A 15,060-nucleotide genomic window follows, 5' to 3' on the forward strand; every position below is an offset into this window, starting at 1 on the left:
CAGAGAGGTTCGCATGCTGTCCCTGCATACCAAGATCGTCCAGGCCGACACCGTTCACGATTTGCTGGTGCTGCCTTACGACCAGCGCGAGCGCTGCCGCTTCCGCGCGCGCCTGGCCTCGGGCGAGGAGGTCGCGCTGTTCCTGGTGCGCGGCACCGTGCTGCGCGACGGCGAGCTGCTCAGCGACAAGCCGAGCGGCGAAGGCGGCCGCGTGGTGCGCGTGGTCGCGGCGCCCGAGCCGACCTACCTGGTGCGCTGCGTCGACGCGACCATGCTGGCGCGCTGCGCCTACCATCTCGGCAACCGCCACACCCAGGTCCAGATCGGCCAGGGCTGGCTGCGCCTGCGCATCGACCCGGTGTTGAAGGAGATGGTCGAGGGCCTGGGCGCGCAGGTCGACCAGGAACTGGCCAAGTTCGAGCCGGAGCCGGGCGCTTACTCAGGCGGCGGCCATGGGCACCATCACCATGACGGACACGGGCCGCGCGGCTTGCTGGCGCCGGTGCCGCTGCGCCAGAAGATCCACCGGCCGTCGGATCCGGTCCCGGCCGATGCCGGCGCTGGCACTGCGGCTGCAAGCGTGACCGCGCCCGTCACCACGCTGCAGGACGCATGAACGCGGCCAGCCTGCTGCACCTGCTGCAGTTCGCCAGCCCGGCGCTGCCGATCGGCGGCTACAGTTACTCGCAGGGACTCGAAGCGGCGCTGGAGCAGGGCCTGGTGCACGACCCACCCAGCGCCCAGGCGTGGATGCGGCGCTGCCTGCATGAGGTCATGGCGCAGTGGGACGCGCCCATCTTCTGGCGCTTGCTGCGCGCCTTCGCCGCGCGCGACACGGCGGCCGTGGCCGCGTGGAGCGAGTGCTACCTGGCCTCGCGCGACACCGCCGAGCTGCGCGCCGAGACGGTCCAGATGGGCTACTCGCTGACCCGCCTGCTGGCCGAGCTGGGCGTGGCCGAGCCGTCGATGCTGGCCCTGCTCGGTGACACGCGCGACGGGCGTGCCGAGCGTGCAGCCTCGCTGCCGGCCGCGTTTGCCTGCGCGGTCGACGCGCTCGACATCCCGCACGAGGAAGCGCTGGCGGCGTTCCTGTTCGCGTGGCTGGAAAACCAGGTGCTGGTGTGCGTCAAGTCGGTGCCGCTCGGGCAGGTGGCGGGGCAGCGCCTGCTGCTGTCGCTGCGCCCCGACCTGGAAGCGGCTTGCGCACACGCGCGTCTGCTGGAGGACGAACAGATGTCGAACTGGTCGCCCGGCTTGTCCATGCTGTCGATGCGGCACGAGGTGCAGCATGGCAGGCTGTATCGATCCTGATCGCCGATCCTGAAAGAGAAAACATATGACATCGAATTCCACATCCAATCCCCTGCGCGTCGGCATCGGCGGCCCGGTCGGCTCCGGCAAGACGGCGCTGTGCGAAATGCTGTGCAAGCGCATGCGCATGGATTACGACATGGCCGTGATCACCAACGACATCTACACGCGCGAAGACATGGAGATCCTGCTGCGCGCCGAGGCGCTGCCGCCCGAGCGCCTGATGGGCGTCGAGACCGGCGGCTGTCCGCACACGGCGATCCGCGAGGACGCGTCGATCAACCTGGAAGCGATCGCGCGCCTGCAGGCCGACTTTCCGGCGCTGGAACTGGTGCTGGTCGAGTCGGGCGGCGACAACCTGGCCGCGACCTTCAGCCCCGAGCTGTCGGACCTGACGCTGTACGTGATCGACGTCGCCGGCGGCGAGAAGATACCGCGCAAGGGCGGACCGGGCATCACGCGCTCGGACCTCTTGATCATCAACAAGACCGACCTGGCGCCGCACGTCGGGGCGGACCTCGACGTGATGGCGCGCGACGCCAGGGCCCAGCGCGGCAACCGGCCATTCGTGTTCACCAACCTGCGCACCGGCGCCGGCGTGGACGAGGTGGTCGGCTTCATCCGCGAGCAGGGCCTGCTCGATCAATGATTTTTTACGACTTCGGGAGAACGACATGATGCGCATGGCAATCACGACGCGGCGGTTTTCGATGGCGCTGGCGGGCCTGGCCGCTCTGGCCTTCAGCCTGCCGGCGGCCGCCCATCCGGGCCACGGCGAAACCGGCTTCGCAGCCGGCCTGCTGCATCCGCTGACCGGGCTGGATCACCTGCTGGCGCTGCTGGCAGTGGGCTTGTGGAGCCGCCGGCGCGGCTTCCAGGGCCATGGCGGCGTACTGGCGCCGGCCTTCCTGGTGGCGATGGCGCTGGGGGCGTCGACCGGCCTGGTGCCGCCGGCGCTGGAAACCTCGGTGGCCGCCACCGTGCTGCTGCTGGGCGCCCTCGCAGCGAGCGGCTTGCGCATGGCGCCGCAGATGGCGACCCTGCTGGCGGGCGGCTGCGGCTTCCTGCACGGGCTGGCGCACGGCCAGGAGCTGTCCGGCATGGCGAGCGGCGCCGGTTTCCTGCTGGCCAGCGCGCTGGTGATCGGCATCGGCGCGCTGATCGGGCATCGCCTGCGCCCCGGGCTCAGCCGCATCGCCGGCGCGGCGATCGGCGCGGCCGGCTTATGCCTGCTTGCGGGCGTGGTCTGAGGACTTGCCTGAGCCCTTGCCGCTAGCGGGGGCGTCCGGATCGGCCAGCCGGATCGGCGCCGCCAGGTCCGGATAGAGCGCGCGCACGCCTTCGTAGGCCTTGGCGATGGCGGCCATGTCGGCGTCTTCGTCGCCGCTGAGCATCAGGGTCTGGGTGACGTCGACGACCTTGCGGCCGTAGTCGAGCGCCACCAGCAGCACCGGCACCTTGGCCGCGAGCGCGATGCGGTAGAAGCCGCTTTTCCAGTATGGACGGTAGCCGCGCGTGCCTTCCGGCGTGATCGCCAGCCAGAACCAATTCGAGGCCAGCATGGTCCGGGCCAGGCGGCCGATCGCGCCCTGGGGCGAGCTGCGGTCGATCGCGACGCCGCCCCAGTAGCGCATGATCGCGCCCATCGGGCCGCGGAACAGCGAATCCTTTGCCAGCCAGCGGAACTGGATGCCGCACGACCACTTGGCCAGCAAGCCGACGAAAAAGTCGCAGTTCGAGGTGTGCGGGTAGACCACGACCACGCCATGGGGGCCGGGCAGCGGTTTGAAATAGAACTTCCAGCCGATCAGCTCGAGCAGGCGTGTCGCGCTGCGCTGGCCCCAGGTGGGCAGCGCCTCCGGGCGCATCAGGTATTCTTCCATGGTTTCTCCGACCAGGCCGCGGACAGCCTTATGGTTCTTCAACCGGGTTCCGTACGTTGCGGCCCGGCAAGCAAACCGCGCATTCTATCGCCTGAAAAAACGGCGGACAAGCAAAAAAGCTGGAAGCGTTGCGCCGCCGCCGCTATCATGCCTGCGCTTTTATGCCTACGACAATCAGGAATCCATCGATGGACATCACGATCTTCCACAACCCACGCTGCGGCACCTCGCGCAACACCCTGGAGCTGATCCGCGCGGCCGGCCACGCGCCGCATGTGATCGCGTACCTGTCGAGCCCGCCCACACGCGCGCAATTGGCCTCGATGATCGCGCAAGCCGGCCTGTCGGTGCGCGAGGCGGTGCGCAGCAAGGAAAGCCTGTACGGCGAACTCGGTCTCGACGACCCGGCCGTCGGCGACGATGCACTGCTGGACGCGATGATCGCCCATCCGATCCTGATCAACCGCCCCTTCGTGACGACGCCGAATGGCGTGCGCCTGTGCCGGCCGGCCGAGCGGGTGCGAGAAATCTTGTAAGCGCTGGGCCGGTGCGGACACCGGGCGGCGACGATCCGGTGCGGCGCCGCTAGTGCTGGCAGGCGCCGATGTCGATTGCGGCCGCGTGCGCGCGCGGCTTGCCGTTGAAGTCGGGCCCATCGACGCCGGTGTCGGCGCCGGGGCGGGCGCTGGCGCTGGCGCTCGATTCGGCGTCGAGTCCGCTCCCGATCGCCGGCGAATGGGCCGCCAGCCGGAAGTCGGGCGTGCCGTCGCGGCGGTAATCGAGGAAGCGCGGCGCCTGCGTCACCGTCCCGCTGTGCGACATGCCTTTGGCGAGCTGCCAGTCGCCCGCGCCGTTCTGGAACACCAGGTTGTTGCGGTAGCTGTTGTGGGGCCCGGTCGCGCCTTGTTCCGAGATGCCGTGGCGGTTGTCGAACACGATGTTGTTGAACACGCGTGTATGGTCGTTGGGACCCTGCGTATGGTAGAAGTCGCCGCCGCCGACCAGGATGCCGGTGTTCGACGCCGTCACGGTATTGTTGGCGATGACCACCTCGCGCGCGTCGTGCCACAGGTGGATGCCGGCCTCGGCTACGCGGTAGACGATGTTGTTGCGGATGCTGCCCGTGGTCGCGAAATAAATCCCCTGCACATAGCGGCAACCCGGCGGCCCGATGTCGTGCACGCTGTTGCCGTTCACTGCCGAATCCTTGCCGTGGTAATAGCTGTCGACGCCGATGCCCGAGCCGCCGCCGCTGTCGCAGGGCAGGGTGGTGGCGATGTCGTGCACGTGGTTGCCCAGGATGCGGTCGTGCGAGCCGCCGCTGTAGATGCCGATGCGCCAGCGTGCGCCGGCTTCGCCCGGCGCCAGGCTGCCGTCGACCTCGAAGCCCTGGATGTCGACGTAGCTGGCGCGGTTGTCCCAGGCCATCTTGCCGGCCGGTTGCGCGCCGGCAGGCGGCGGCACGATGCGCGCGCCCCAGCGCCGGGTCGAGCGGAACACGATGCGCGCCTCGGGCAGGCCGTCGACCGTGGTGCGAAAGCCGCCCTGGTAGGCGCCGGGCAGCACGTTGACGATGGCGCCCGGCGTGACCAGCTGGGCTGCGCGGGCGAGCGAGCGCAGCGGCGCGGCGGGCGTGCCGGGATTGCTGTCCAGGCCTTCCGGCGCGACGAACAGCTCGGCCGGCACCAGCTGCGGCGTGACGTTGACCGCGTCCTTGTCCCTGACCGTGCAGGCGGCCAGCGCCAGGGCCAGCACCAGCAGCAGAGGAATCAGCAGCAGTACGCCGACCAGCGCATGCAAACGCATGCGGGTATCGGCGTGGCGGCGGGCGGAAGCGGAAGTGTGCATGTCGAGTGCATGAATCGGTCTGCCGCCAGTGTGCCGCAGCAGCCGTGGCCTGACCTTGCCTGCATCAATCTCGTCCTTGCGCCAGCACAAATGGCGTGCTTGCGCGGTCTTGCTTAAATCAAAGCAATTTCTCCTGGGACTCAATCAGGCGCTGTATCGTGCTCGGCCATTCCGTCCGGTTCGCTGTCCAAAATTCATGATTCTGGAGACGCTCGCTCGTTTCGAGGTGTGATCGGCTGTATTTGACTGAATAAGACTCGTTAAACGGAACCGACAATGGCAGCGCCGTTTTCACGCGCCACGGCCACTCGCTGCTGCGCATCACCTCGATGATCGGCGTGGGCGCGATGACGCTGCTGTTCCTGCTGTCCAGCGCCGACGACTTCACCCGGCCGGCGCTGACGGCGGACTACCAGCAGCCGACCGTGGTGGTGCCCTTGGTCGGCAGCGGCAATGGCCTGGAGCGGGTCGGGCCGGAGGGTGAGGGGTCCACGCGCTCGCGCCAGTGATCGTGAATGCAAAGCGCCCGAGCGCCGCGCTCAGCGCTGCGTGCCGCCGACGTGGTCTTTCCAGGTCGCGATCAATTCGCGGTACGCCTCGCCCACCGGCCGGATGTTGCGGTCCAGGTCGAACAGCCCGCGCGGGTTGACGGTGCCGCGCTGCTCGCGCAGTTCGACGTCCCAGTCGATCTGGTCGGTGAGCGAATACCAGGTGAAGCCGAGCACCGGCACCTTGAAGTGCGCCAGGCTGCGCAGCATGGTCCATTGGCGCCGCAGCCACTCGCTGGCGGTGCCCGGGGGATCGTCGTCGCAATTGGTCTCGGTGTACATCAGCGGCACGCGGTAGCGCTCGTGGTACTCGCGCACGATCATCGGGTAGCCGATCAGCTCTTCGGCGCCGCCGCGGCTGCCGTCCGGCTCGACCAGGTGCTCGTTCGAGCTGTAGTAGTCGGTGCCGAGGATGCAGTGGCCGGCGCAGACGGCGTGCTGTTCGAAGAAGCGTATGTCGTCTGCGCTCACGCCATTGTCGAATGCGAAGCTGCGCAGCTCGCCGTCGAGCGCGCGCCCGTAGGTCAGGTCGAGCGACAGGAAACGGCGGTCGTTGCGCGCGTCGGCCAGCGCCAGTGCGTCCGGTGTCCTGGCGTGAAAATACTCGGTCGACTCGCTTTGGATGAAGATGGCGTCGGGCCGATGCTCGAGAATCGTATGCATCGCCAGCACGTTGGCTCGCGCCATGTGCTTGACGGCAGTGACGAAGCTGCGGTCGCTGCGTTCCTGTTCGTTCCACCAGCCGAACAGCGCCGAGGCGCGTGCGCACACGAAGATTTCGTTGACCGGCGTGAAGAGCCGGATCCACGGGTAGCGCTGCGCGAAGGCGGCGGCGTAGTCGGCGAACAGCGCCGGGAAGTCGGGATTCTGGAAACTGGCCAGCCAGTCCGGCAAGCCGAAGTGGCACAGGTCGGCGACCGGCTCGATGCCCAGGCGGCGCAGTTCTGCGAAGGCCTGGTCGGAGAATTCCCAATCGTAGCGGCCAGGTCCCAGCCAGACCCGGAACAGGGGCACGCCGTAACGCAGCGTGCGCAGGCCGAGCTGGTGGACGAGCTGGAAGTCGGTGCGCCAATGGTCGTAGTGGCCACATTCAGCCATCTGATCACGGCGGATGCGGCCGTTGGCGATGGTCGGGCTGCTGTTTTCGATGCCGGTGGCGAAAGTGAACGGGATCATCGGCGTATTATCGCAGACACCCGTGCACTCGTTGGGCAGTCACGACGCCACGCGCAATTGCGATGATCTTGTCCAGCCCGGACAGCGCCCGCGGGCGCAGACGAGTCCGCGTCAATGCGGCCTTCCATCCGCGCCCCTCGACTCACTTCTTTTCCCCCGGCAGGATCGCGCTGAGCACCTGGTGCGCCACGCCGCTCAGCATGCCGCCTTCGTTGGGGTCGCCCTTGAGGATGGTGCTGGTCAGCTTCCTGGCCTGCTCGAAGCTGATGTGCGACGGCAGCGGCGGCACTTCGGGGTCGGTCTTGAACTCCAGCACCACCGGCCGGTCGCTGGCCAGGGCCTGGCGCCAGGCCTCGCCGACCATGTCGGGATCGTCGCAGAAGATACCCTTCAGGCCGATCATGTCGGCGAAGCGGTGGTAGGGCACGTCCGGGATCTGCTGGGTAGCGTCGAATTTCGGGTCGCCTTCCATCACGCGCTGCTCCCAGGTGACCTGGTTCAGGTCCTCGTTGTTGAAGACGCAGCAGATCCAGTGGTGGTCTTCCCACTGTTTCCAGTACTTGGCCACCGTGATCAGCTCGGCCATGTTATTCATCTGCATGGCGCCGTCGCCGACCAGTGCGACCACCGGGCGCTTGGGGTGGGCGAACTTGGCGGCGATCGCATACGGCACCGCCGCACCCATCGAGGCCAGGCCCCCCGACAGCGAATACATCTGGCCACGCTGCACGCGCAGGTCGCGCGCGAACCAGTTGGCGCACGAGCCCGAGTCGCTGGTGACGATGGCGTCGCGCGGCAGCAGCGGCGACAGTTCCCAGCAGACCCGCTGCGGGTTGATCGGGTTGGCCTTGGCCAGCGCGCGGTTTTCCAGCGTTTCCCACGACTCGCGCACTTCCTTTTCGATCTTGCTGCGCCAGCTGTTGTCGCTCTTTTCCTTGAGCAGCGGCAGCAGGGCGCGCAGGGTCTCGGCGCTGTCGCCGTGCAGCGGGACTTCGGCCGGGTAGCGCATGCTCAGCTTTTCCGGATCGATGTCGATCTGCACCGCGCGCACCTTGCCGTCCTTGGGCAGGAATTCGGCGTACGGGAAGTTTGTGCCGATCATCAACAGGGTGTCGCAGTCGTTCATCATCTCCCAGCTGGCCTTGGTGCCGAGGATGCCGATCGAGCCGGTGACCCAGGGCAGGTGGTCGGGCAGCGCGGCCTTGCCGAGCAGGGCCTTGGCGGCGCCGGCCTGCAGGCGGTCGGCCACGGCGATCACCTCGTCGGTGGCGTTCAGCGCCCCCGCGCCGACCAGGATCGCGACCTTGCCGCCGGCATTCAGGACGTCGGCGGCGCGCTGCAGGTCGGCCTCGTAGGGCACGATGCGCGGCCTGGTGTAGCCGACGCCTGAGAACACCGAGCCATGCTTGCGCGGCGGCTCTTCGTACTTTTCGTCCTGCAGGTCGTTGGGCAGCACGATCACGCTGACGGCGCGCTCGGCGATCGCGGTGCGGATCGCGCGGTCGGTGACGTGGCGCGTCTGCGACGGCGTCGACACTTCCTGCACGTACTCGGCCACGTCCTGGAACATGCGCTCCAGGTTCACCTCCTGCTGGTAATGGGCGCCGCGCGCGGTGCGGGCGGCCTGGCCGGAAATCGCCAGCACCGGCTGGTTGTCCAGCTTGGCGTCGTACAGGCCGGTGACCAGGTGGGCCGCGCCCGGGCCGCCAGTCGACAGGCAGACCCCGAGGCCGCCCGAGAACTTGGCGTAGGCCGAGGCCATGAAAGCCGCCATTTCCTCATGGCGCACCTGGATGAAATTGATCTTGTGCTTGGAGCGGTTCATCGCGCCCAGCACGCCGTTGATGCCGTCGCCCGGGTAGCCGAAGATGGTATGGATGCCCCATTCGTGCAGGCGGTCTACGAAGAAATCACCGACAGTCTTGCTCATAATGCCTCGCTGGTCTGGAAAGAGCGGTCCCGCTCCTGTTGCAAAAAGCTTAGCATCAAGCACGGCTGAGGCGCGCTACGTTAGCTTGTTGCAATTATGTATTTACCGGTTCCGTCTGGATTGTTATCGATTCGGCGGGATTCGCGTGCTGCGTTCCGGCAGTCGCTGCTATCGTCGGGTTTTCGACATGGATCGGCTAAGGAGTGCGTATGGAAACGCTGGCGTTACCTTCGGGGCACGGCATCCCCGTGCTGGGACAGGGCACCTGGTATATGGGCGAGGAGCGCGGCAAGCGCGCCGCCGAAGTGGCGGCCCTGCGCCTGGGCATGGAGCTGGGCATGAACCTGATCGACACCGCCGAGATGTACGGCGAGGGCGGCGCCGAGGAAGTGGTCGGCGACGCGATCGCCGGACGGCGCGACGAGGTCTTCCTGGTCAGCAAGGTGTATCCGCACAATGCCTCGCGCGCGGGCGTGCGCGCGGCCTGCGAGCGCAGCCTGCGCCGCATCAAAACCGAGTACCTCGACTTGTACCTGCTGCACTGGCGCGGCAGTGTTCCCCTTGGCGAGACGCTGGAGGCTTTCGAGACGCTGCGCCAGGAAGGCAAGATCCGCGACTATGGCGTGAGCAACTTCGACATGGACGACATGAAGGAGGCGCAATCGTTCGGCGGCGGCATCGGCGTGGCGACCGACCAGGTGCTGTACAACCTGGCCGAGCGCGGCATCGAGTGGGACCTGCTGCCCTGGTGCCGCGAGCTCGGCATGCCGGTGATGGCGTATTCGCCGCTGGAGTCGAGCAGCGGCGGCCAGCGCGCCTTGCTGGGCAATCCGGCCCTGCTCGAGGTGGCGCGCAAGCACGGCGTCACGCCGGCCCAGGTCGCGCTGGCCTGGCTGCTGCGCCAGCACGGCCTGGTGGTGATTCCGAAGGCGACGAATCCCGAACACGTGCGCGCCAACCGCGCCGCGCTCGACCTGGCGCTGCAGGCCGACGACCTGGCCCGGCTCGAGGCGGCGTTCCCGGCGCCGCGCGGCCCGCGTCCGCTGGCGATGCGCTGAACCCGGCGCTGGCCCTGGTCGACGCGCGGTTCGGGACGTGCGGGTCAGCGGCCGCCGGCCAGCGCAGGCGTCGGCGTGAACAGCGGCGCGGTGATCAGGTCGGCGTCGCGTTCACTGTCGAGCGCCGGCTCCGCCGCGCCCGTGACAGCAGGGAGATTGCTGCGCAGCCAGTCGAGCAGGGCGTTCGAGGTCAGCGGCCGGCTGTACAGGTAGCCCTGACCCTTGGCGCACTGCTGGGCGCGCACGGCGGCGGCCTGGGCTTCGGTCTCGATGCCTTCGGCCACGGTGTTCATGCCCAGGCTCTGGGCCACCTTGACCGTGGCTTCGATCAGCACGCGGTGGTGGTTGCTGGTGTCGGCCTGGCACACGAACGAGCGGTCGATCTTGACGGTGTCCACCGGCAGCTGGTGCAGGCTCGACAGCGAAGAATAGCCGGTGCCGAAGTCGTCCAGCGCCAGCGTGACGCCGAGCGCCTTCAATTCGTGCAGCCGCTGTTGCACCTGCTGGTCCTGGGCCGCCAGGCTTTCCGTCACTTCCAGCTGCAGCTGCATCGGCGTCATGCCGTGCTGCTCGAGCACCTCGCGCACCACGGTCGGGAAGCTGGCTTCGGCCAGCTGGGCGCGCGACAGGTTGACCGCCAGCAGGCGCGGGGCGTGGCGCCCGAGCGTGCGCTGCCAGGCGGCGAAGTCGCGGCAGGCGCGCCGCAGCACGAAGTCGCCGACCGCGCCGATCAGACCCGATTCCTCGGCCACCGGAATGAATTCGAAAGGCGGCACGACGCCGCGCACCGGGTGCTGCCAGCGCACCAGCGCCTCGACGCCGGCGCTGAAGTCGGTGGCGCCGTCCGGGCGCAAGCCGACCACCGGCTGGTAGACCACGAACAGCTGGTCTTCGGCCAGCGCCTGGCGCAGGTCGGATTCGATGTCGGCGCGGCGCGCGGCGCGTTCGCGCATCGCGGTTTCGAACAGAACGCTGCGCGCGCCGCCGGCGCGCTTGGCCTCGACCATGGCGATGCTGGCGTCGCGCAGCAGTTCGGCAGCCAGCGCGCCGGGTTCGGCATCCGGGCCCCACACCAGACCCATGCTGAGCTTGCAGACGACTTCCTGGCCGGGAAACTGATACGGGCGCGCGAGCGCGTCGAGCAGGCGCGCGGCGACGCGCTCGGCGTCTTCGCGGCGGCGCATGCCGTCCAGCACCACCACGAATTCGTCGGCGCCGACGCGCGCCGCCATCTGGCCACTGCCGGCCAGCGGGTCGATGCGGTCGCTGGGCGGGCGCAGGGTGGCGCGGATGCGCTCGCCGATCTGCACCAGCAGGCGGTCGCCGGCGCTCTGGCCGAGCGTGTCGTTGATCTGGCGGAAGCGGTCGCAGTTCATGAACAGCAGCGCGAAGCTGGCGCCATGCGCCGGGCCGCCGGCCGGCCGGGCGAGCATCTGCTGCAGCTGTTCCAGCACGGCTTCGCGGTTGGGCATGCGCGTCAGGGCGTCGGTGCGCGCGGCGCTTTTCAGGCGGCGCGTCAGGCGCTCCTGCTCGCGCTGGACTTCGGCGGTGGCGTCGGTCACGGTGGCCATCAGCCGGCTGCTGTCGAGCTTGAGCACGCTCAGCGACAGCACCTGCGGCGCGCCCGGCGCCGCGACGTCGCCCAGCGGCAGGCGCAGGCCTTCGCACACCACGCCCGAGGCCTCGTGGAAGTCCTCAGCCAGCTGGCGCAGCTGGGGCGCGGCGTCGCGCAGCACGTCGAACAGATTGTCCAGGCTGCCGTCGCGCACGAGCGGCATCAGCAGGCTCGACGACATCGGGTTGAGCATGTCGACCGTGCCGTCCAGGCTGGTCTGCACCAGGCCGATCGGCGCGCGGTAGAGAAATTGCACCAATGCTTCGTAGGCGTCGAGCTTATCGGTTTGCATGCTGGAGCCCTTCAGGTTGGCCGAGTTCGGCGTCGACGGATGGGGACCAGTGTTCGACGCGGTTGCGCCCGCCCGCCTTGGCGACGTACAGCGCCCGGTCGGCGCGCTTCATCAGCGTCTCCAGGTTCAGCGCTTCGCCGTCGCAGGCCGCCACGCCGGCGCTGATCGTGTACTCGATGCGTGCGTCCTCGAACGCGACGGCCTGGCGCGCCACCAGCGCGCGCAGGCGTTCGGCCACGGCCAGCGCGCCGTCCAGGTCGCAGGACGGCAGCAGCACGGCGAACTCCTCGCCACCGACCCGCGCCACCACGTCGACCTGGCGGAAGGTGGCCATCAGGAGGTGGCCCAGCTGGCGCAGCACGGCGTCGCCGCCCGGGTGGCCGTGGCGGTCGTTGATGCACTTGAAATGGTCGGCGTCGAGCACGATCAACGCGGTCGGGCGCGGCTGGCGGCGGTTGCGCGTCAGCTCCAGCTCGGCCGCTTCGAAGAAGGCGCGGCGGTTGGCCACGCCGGTCAGGTGGTCGCAGAACACCGACTTGCGGCGGCGCTCGATGGCGTCGTGCTTGTCGCTGATGTCGCGCAGGACCATGCAATAGGCGGCGTCGTTCGGGTCGTCGAGCAGCGGGTCGCGGTCGGGTAGCGGCGAAATGATCGCGCTGGCCCAGAACTGGCTGCCGTCGGCGCGCACGCGCGGGCCTTCGTCCAGGCTCCAGCCGTTCTGGTCGGCGTCGCGCAGGCGGTCGTGCACTTGCTCGGGCGTGGTCGCGTCAGTCGGGTAGAACACCGAATACGGAGTGCCGACCACGGCGTCGGTGTGGCCGGTCACGCGGCCGATGGTGTCGTTCCAGGCGCTGATGCGGCCATCGCGGTCCAGGCCGACAAGGGCATAGTCAGTGATGCTGGTCAGGAGCGCGTTCAGCCACGCGTCGTTCTGGCGCAGCTGGCGTTCGCGGCGCACCTGTTCGGTGACGTCGGACAGCACCGCCATCAGGCGCTCGCCGTCCAGCTTCAGCAGGCTCAGCGACAGCACCTGGGGCATGCGCCGGCCGCGCGTGCCGCTCGCCGGGGCCAGGTGGATGTGCAGGCCGTCGCAAACCATGCCGCTGGCGCGGCCGTAGAGCTGGCACAGCTGGCGCAGTTCGGGCGCCACGTCTTCGAGCGCATCGAACAGGTTGGTCAGGTTGCCGTCGCGCTGCAGCGGCATCAGGAGCTGCGCCGAGATCGGATTGATCATCTGGATCTCGCCGTCGAAACCGGTCTGCACCAGGCCGACCGGGGCCAGGTACAGGAACTGGATCAGGGCCTCGTATTCAGCGCCGAGCTGGGCGTGCGGGTCGTGGTTCACAGTGCGTCTCCTGGGCTGCGATCGACGGGAGGATCAGGGCTTGCGCTGGACCAGCACGTAGCGCACGGCGCTGTCGGGAGCGGCCAGCAGGCGCAGCTTGACCTTGATCGGGCGCATGCGCAGCGTCAGCACGTAGTCGATGGTATCGTCCAGGGCGGCCGCGTCGTCGTGCGCGTCTTCGAAGCGCTGGGCCACCATGAAGTTGTTCAGGCACGGCGCCACGTTGGTAAACAGCGGCTGGCCCAGCACGCGCAGCGCGGTCAGGCCGGCGGCCTCGGACTCGAAGCGGTTGTACCGGCACACATGGGTCGCGTCGTCGAAGCCGATCACGCCGAAGTCGAGCTGGTCGAGATCTTCCGGCTTCATCTGCGCCAAATGCGTGTATAGGCCAGGGGTGGTGAAGGACAGATCGGTGACGGCATTCATGGGCGAGGACTCCGGTTCTCGTTGTGCTGGTAGCATCTGGTTGAAATTCGAGCAGGGCTGCGTGTTGCAGTTAAGAAATGCATGGTGACATGCGCCCATTCCGGTGTCAAATTCAATCGTCGCGTTTTTGACAGTGGTTATGTAGGACAAATGCCACCATAATTGACAGCGTCGTCCCACTTTGCGAACATCGACGCCCACAAATTGCGTAACTCCGAAACGAAATCATGTTCCAGATCGATCGCTCCACCATGTGCGACACCGGCGAAGGCGTCCAGTGGTGGACGCATGCGCCCTCGCTGCACCGCTTCGTCGCCGATTTGCTGTCGGCCGAACTGGGACTGGCCCGTCCGGGACGCCCGCCGCGCGCGACGCCCTGGCCGCTCGACCTGGAGTTCGTGCGCGACCTGGGCGCCGATTCGCTCGAACTGCACGGGATGGCGACCGCGCTGGTGGACGCGCTCGACCTGCGCGTCGCCGGCGTCGACGAGCGCCTGCTGGCGCGGCCCTGCCTGGAAGACTGGCTCGACGCTGCGCGCACGGGCCTGGCCATGGACGCGGTGCGCCTGAACTTCCGGACGTCGGGCAGTTCCGGCAGCCCGAAGCGCTGCACGCATTCCTTGGCCACGATGTGGCAGGAGGTGCGGGAGCTGGCGCGCCTGACGCCCGGCCGCAGGCGCATCCTGACCGCCGTGCCCAGCCATCATATCTATGGTTTCCTGTTCACGATCCTGCTGCCGCGCGCGCTGGGCATCGACGACGTGGTCGACCTGCGCACCGCCAGCCCGGCTGTGGCGCTCGGGCAGGCGCGCGCGGGCGACCTGATCGTCGCCTATCCCGTCTGGTGGGAGGCCCTGGTCCGGCTCGATCCCCGTTTCGAGCCCGATGTCGTCGGCGTCAGCTCGGGCGCGCCGTGCCCGGACGCGCTGGCGGCGCGCCTGGACGCCGTCGGACTGCGCCTGCTGGAGATGTACGGCAGCTCCGAGATCGCCGGTGTCGGCTGGCGCGACCGTGCCGGGAGTGCGTTCACGCTGCTGGCGTATTGGCGCCGCGACCAGGCTGCGGGCGAGCAAAAACCCGACCAAGCACCGGAACGGGAAGCGCAACATGAGCGGGCGCAGCAACAGGATTACGCAGCTAACCATGCGCTGGTACGCAGTCTGCCGGACGGAGGCGAGGCGCGCTACCCGCTGCAGGACACGCTCGCGTGGCAGGACGAGCGCCAGTTCCTGCCGGCCGGGCGCATCGACCAGGCGGTGCAGGTGGGCGGCACGAACGTGTTCCCGGCGTACGTCGCGGACGTGCTGAAACTGCATCCGCGCGTGCTCGACGCCACGGTGCGGATGATGCGCCCGGACGAGGGGCGGCGCTTGAAGGCTTTCGTGGTGCCGCGCCCGGCGCCGGGACCGGCGACATTGCCCGGCGGCGCGGATGAGGGTGGCGAGTTCTTCACCCCGGCCGCCGAGCATGCCGCCCTGGGCGAAGAACTCGCCGTCTGGGCCGCAGCGCGCCTGAGCGCCCCCGAGCGTCCCGCCGCGTTCACGTTCGGCGTGCGCCTGCCGCGCCAGGCCAGCGGCAAGCCGGCCGACTGGATCATCGACGCTGCCTGAGCGCCTCGGCGGCGCGTC

Annotated in this window: 15 protein-coding genes; 8 read left to right on the forward strand and 7 right to left on the reverse strand. The window is 68.6% G+C overall.

The window, feature by feature from the left end; translation table 11 throughout:
* The first annotated feature begins 13 nt into the window (after positions 1-13).
* Genes ureE through FA90_RS04375 form a run of 4 tightly spaced genes read left to right on the forward strand, consistent with a single transcriptional unit; the run spans position 14 to position 2,561 of the window.
* The gene (gene ureE / locus FA90_RS04360; RefSeq protein ID WP_081933638.1) at positions 14-616 is read left to right on the forward strand and encodes an urease accessory protein UreE; all 603 of its coding nucleotides are present in this window, start codon (positions 14-16) and stop codon (positions 614-616) included.
* Positions 613-1,311: an urease accessory protein UreF gene (locus FA90_RS04365; protein WP_036166304.1), complete on the forward strand. Its 699-nt coding sequence runs from the start codon at positions 613-615 to the stop codon at positions 1,309-1,311. The genes ureE and FA90_RS04365 overlap by 4 nt, the downstream gene beginning before the upstream one ends.
* Before the next feature lie 25 nt (positions 1,312-1,336).
* On the forward strand, positions 1,337-1,960 hold the full coding sequence (gene ureG / locus FA90_RS04370; protein WP_036166307.1) for an urease accessory protein UreG: 624 nt from the start codon (positions 1,337-1,339) through the stop codon (positions 1,958-1,960).
* A 25-nt stretch (positions 1,961-1,985) separates the two neighbouring features.
* Complete coding sequence (locus tag FA90_RS04375) at positions 1,986-2,561, forward strand: HupE/UreJ family protein (protein WP_197065243.1); 576 nt, start codon at positions 1,986-1,988, stop codon at positions 2,559-2,561.
* On the opposite strand, the gene FA90_RS04380 is transcribed toward FA90_RS04375, so the two are convergent.
* Positions 2,535-3,194: a 1-acyl-sn-glycerol-3-phosphate acyltransferase gene (locus FA90_RS04380; RefSeq protein WP_081934040.1), complete on the reverse strand. Its 660-nt coding sequence runs from the start codon at positions 3,192-3,194 to the stop codon at positions 2,535-2,537. The two genes, FA90_RS04375 and FA90_RS04380, sit on opposite strands and share 27 nt — an antisense overlap.
* A 188-nt stretch (positions 3,195-3,382) precedes the next feature.
* Between FA90_RS04380 and arsC the strand changes: the two genes are divergently transcribed.
* Positions 3,383-3,730: an arsenate reductase (glutaredoxin) gene (gene arsC / locus FA90_RS04385; RefSeq protein ID WP_036166310.1), complete on the forward strand. Its 348-nt coding sequence runs from the start codon at positions 3,383-3,385 to the stop codon at positions 3,728-3,730.
* A 49-nt stretch (positions 3,731-3,779) separates the two neighbouring features.
* Here arsC and FA90_RS04390 read toward each other — a convergent pair whose 3' ends face one another.
* The gene (locus FA90_RS04390; RefSeq protein ID WP_051971414.1) at positions 3,780-5,042 is read right to left on the reverse strand and encodes a right-handed parallel beta-helix repeat-containing protein; all 1,263 of its coding nucleotides are present in this window, start codon (positions 5,040-5,042) and stop codon (positions 3,780-3,782) included.
* A 329-nt stretch (positions 5,043-5,371) separates the two neighbouring features.
* Here FA90_RS04390 and FA90_RS04395 point away from each other — a divergent pair, with 329 nt between their 5' ends.
* Positions 5,372-5,551 (forward strand): hypothetical protein, encoded by a 180-nt coding sequence (locus FA90_RS04395; RefSeq protein ID WP_036166312.1) that lies wholly within the window; start codon positions 5,372-5,374, stop codon positions 5,549-5,551.
* Positions 5,552-5,581: 30 nt separating this feature from the next.
* Here the strand turns inward: FA90_RS04395 and FA90_RS04400 are convergent, their stop codons facing one another.
* Both FA90_RS04400 and FA90_RS04405 read right to left on the reverse strand, forming a co-directional pair.
* Positions 5,582-6,766, reverse strand: coding sequence for a family 1 glycosylhydrolase (locus FA90_RS04400; protein ID WP_051971415.1), 1,185 nt, complete (start codon positions 6,764-6,766; stop codon positions 5,582-5,584).
* Positions 6,767-6,908: 142 nt separating this feature from the next.
* On the reverse strand, positions 6,909-8,696 hold the full coding sequence (locus FA90_RS04405; protein ID WP_036166315.1) for a thiamine pyrophosphate-requiring protein: 1,788 nt from the start codon (positions 8,694-8,696) through the stop codon (positions 6,909-6,911).
* A 209-nt stretch (positions 8,697-8,905) separates the two neighbouring features.
* On the opposite strand from FA90_RS04405, the gene FA90_RS04410 reads away from it, so the two are divergent.
* A complete protein-coding gene (locus tag FA90_RS04410) occupies positions 8,906-9,754 on the forward strand; it encodes an aldo/keto reductase (RefSeq protein ID WP_036166318.1) in 849 nt (282 codons plus the stop codon).
* A 44-nt stretch (positions 9,755-9,798) separates the two neighbouring features.
* Here FA90_RS04410 and FA90_RS04415 read toward each other — a convergent pair whose 3' ends face one another.
* Genes FA90_RS04415 through FA90_RS04425 form a run of 3 tightly spaced genes read right to left on the reverse strand, consistent with a single transcriptional unit; the run spans position 9,799 to position 13,432 of the window.
* Complete coding sequence (locus FA90_RS04415) at positions 9,799-11,661, reverse strand: bifunctional diguanylate cyclase/phosphodiesterase (protein WP_081933639.1); 1,863 nt, start codon at positions 11,659-11,661, stop codon at positions 9,799-9,801.
* Positions 11,648-13,006 (reverse strand): sensor domain-containing diguanylate cyclase, encoded by a 1,359-nt coding sequence (locus FA90_RS04420; RefSeq protein ID WP_051971416.1) that lies wholly within the window; start codon positions 13,004-13,006, stop codon positions 11,648-11,650. Before FA90_RS04420 ends, FA90_RS04415 begins: the two co-directional genes overlap by 14 nt.
* 33 nt (positions 13,007-13,039) lie before the next feature.
* Positions 13,040-13,432 carry a phosphonate transporter gene (locus FA90_RS04425; protein ID WP_036166321.1) on the reverse strand — a complete coding sequence of 131 codons (393 nt, stop codon included), beginning with the start codon at positions 13,430-13,432 and terminating at the stop codon, positions 13,040-13,042.
* A gap of 227 nt (positions 13,433-13,659) precedes the next feature.
* Here FA90_RS04425 and FA90_RS04430 point away from each other — a divergent pair, with 227 nt between their 5' ends.
* Complete coding sequence (locus tag FA90_RS04430; protein WP_197065244.1) at positions 13,660-15,042, forward strand: AMP-binding protein; 1,383 nt, start codon at positions 13,660-13,662, stop codon at positions 15,040-15,042.
* Positions 15,043-15,060: the final 18 nt, after the last annotated feature.

The sequence above is a fragment of the Massilia sp. 9096 genome, assembly GCF_000745265.1.
Classification (GTDB): Bacteria; Pseudomonadota; Gammaproteobacteria; order Burkholderiales; family Burkholderiaceae_D; genus Telluria.

Bases quoted from the DNA above. Each gene is read 5' to 3' on its own strand.
- FA90_RS04405 (WP_036166315.1), bottom strand. From the start codon at position 8,696: ATGAGCAAGACTGTCGGTGATTTCTTCGTAGACCGCCTGCACGAATGG.
- FA90_RS04400 (WP_051971415.1), bottom strand. From the start codon at position 6,766: ATGATCCCGTTCACTTTCGCCACCGGCATCGAAAACAGCAGCCCGACC.
- ureE (WP_081933638.1), top strand. From the start codon at position 14: ATGCTGTCCCTGCATACCAAGATCGTCCAGGCCGACACCGTTCACGAT.
- ureG (WP_036166307.1), top strand. From the start codon at position 1,337: ATGACATCGAATTCCACATCCAATCCCCTGCGCGTCGGCATCGGCGGC.
- FA90_RS04430 (WP_197065244.1), top strand. From the start codon at position 13,660: ATGTTCCAGATCGATCGCTCCACCATGTGCGACACCGGCGAAGGCGTC.
- FA90_RS04410 (WP_036166318.1), top strand. From the start codon at position 8,906: ATGGAAACGCTGGCGTTACCTTCGGGGCACGGCATCCCCGTGCTGGGA.
- arsC (WP_036166310.1), top strand. From the start codon at position 3,383: ATGGACATCACGATCTTCCACAACCCACGCTGCGGCACCTCGCGCAAC.
- FA90_RS04365 (WP_036166304.1), top strand. From the start codon at position 613: ATGAACGCGGCCAGCCTGCTGCACCTGCTGCAGTTCGCCAGCCCGGCG.
- FA90_RS04395 (WP_036166312.1), top strand. From the start codon at position 5,372: ATGATCGGCGTGGGCGCGATGACGCTGCTGTTCCTGCTGTCCAGCGCC.
- FA90_RS04415 (WP_081933639.1), bottom strand. From the start codon at position 11,661: ATGCAAACCGATAAGCTCGACGCCTACGAAGCATTGGTGCAATTTCTC.
- FA90_RS04375 (WP_197065243.1), top strand. From the start codon at position 1,986: ATGATGCGCATGGCAATCACGACGCGGCGGTTTTCGATGGCGCTGGCG.
- FA90_RS04390 (WP_051971414.1), bottom strand. From the start codon at position 5,042: ATGCACACTTCCGCTTCCGCCCGCCGCCACGCCGATACCCGCATGCGT.
- FA90_RS04380 (WP_081934040.1), bottom strand. From the start codon at position 3,194: ATGGAAGAATACCTGATGCGCCCGGAGGCGCTGCCCACCTGGGGCCAG.
- FA90_RS04425 (WP_036166321.1), bottom strand. From the start codon at position 13,432: ATGAATGCCGTCACCGATCTGTCCTTCACCACCCCTGGCCTATACACG.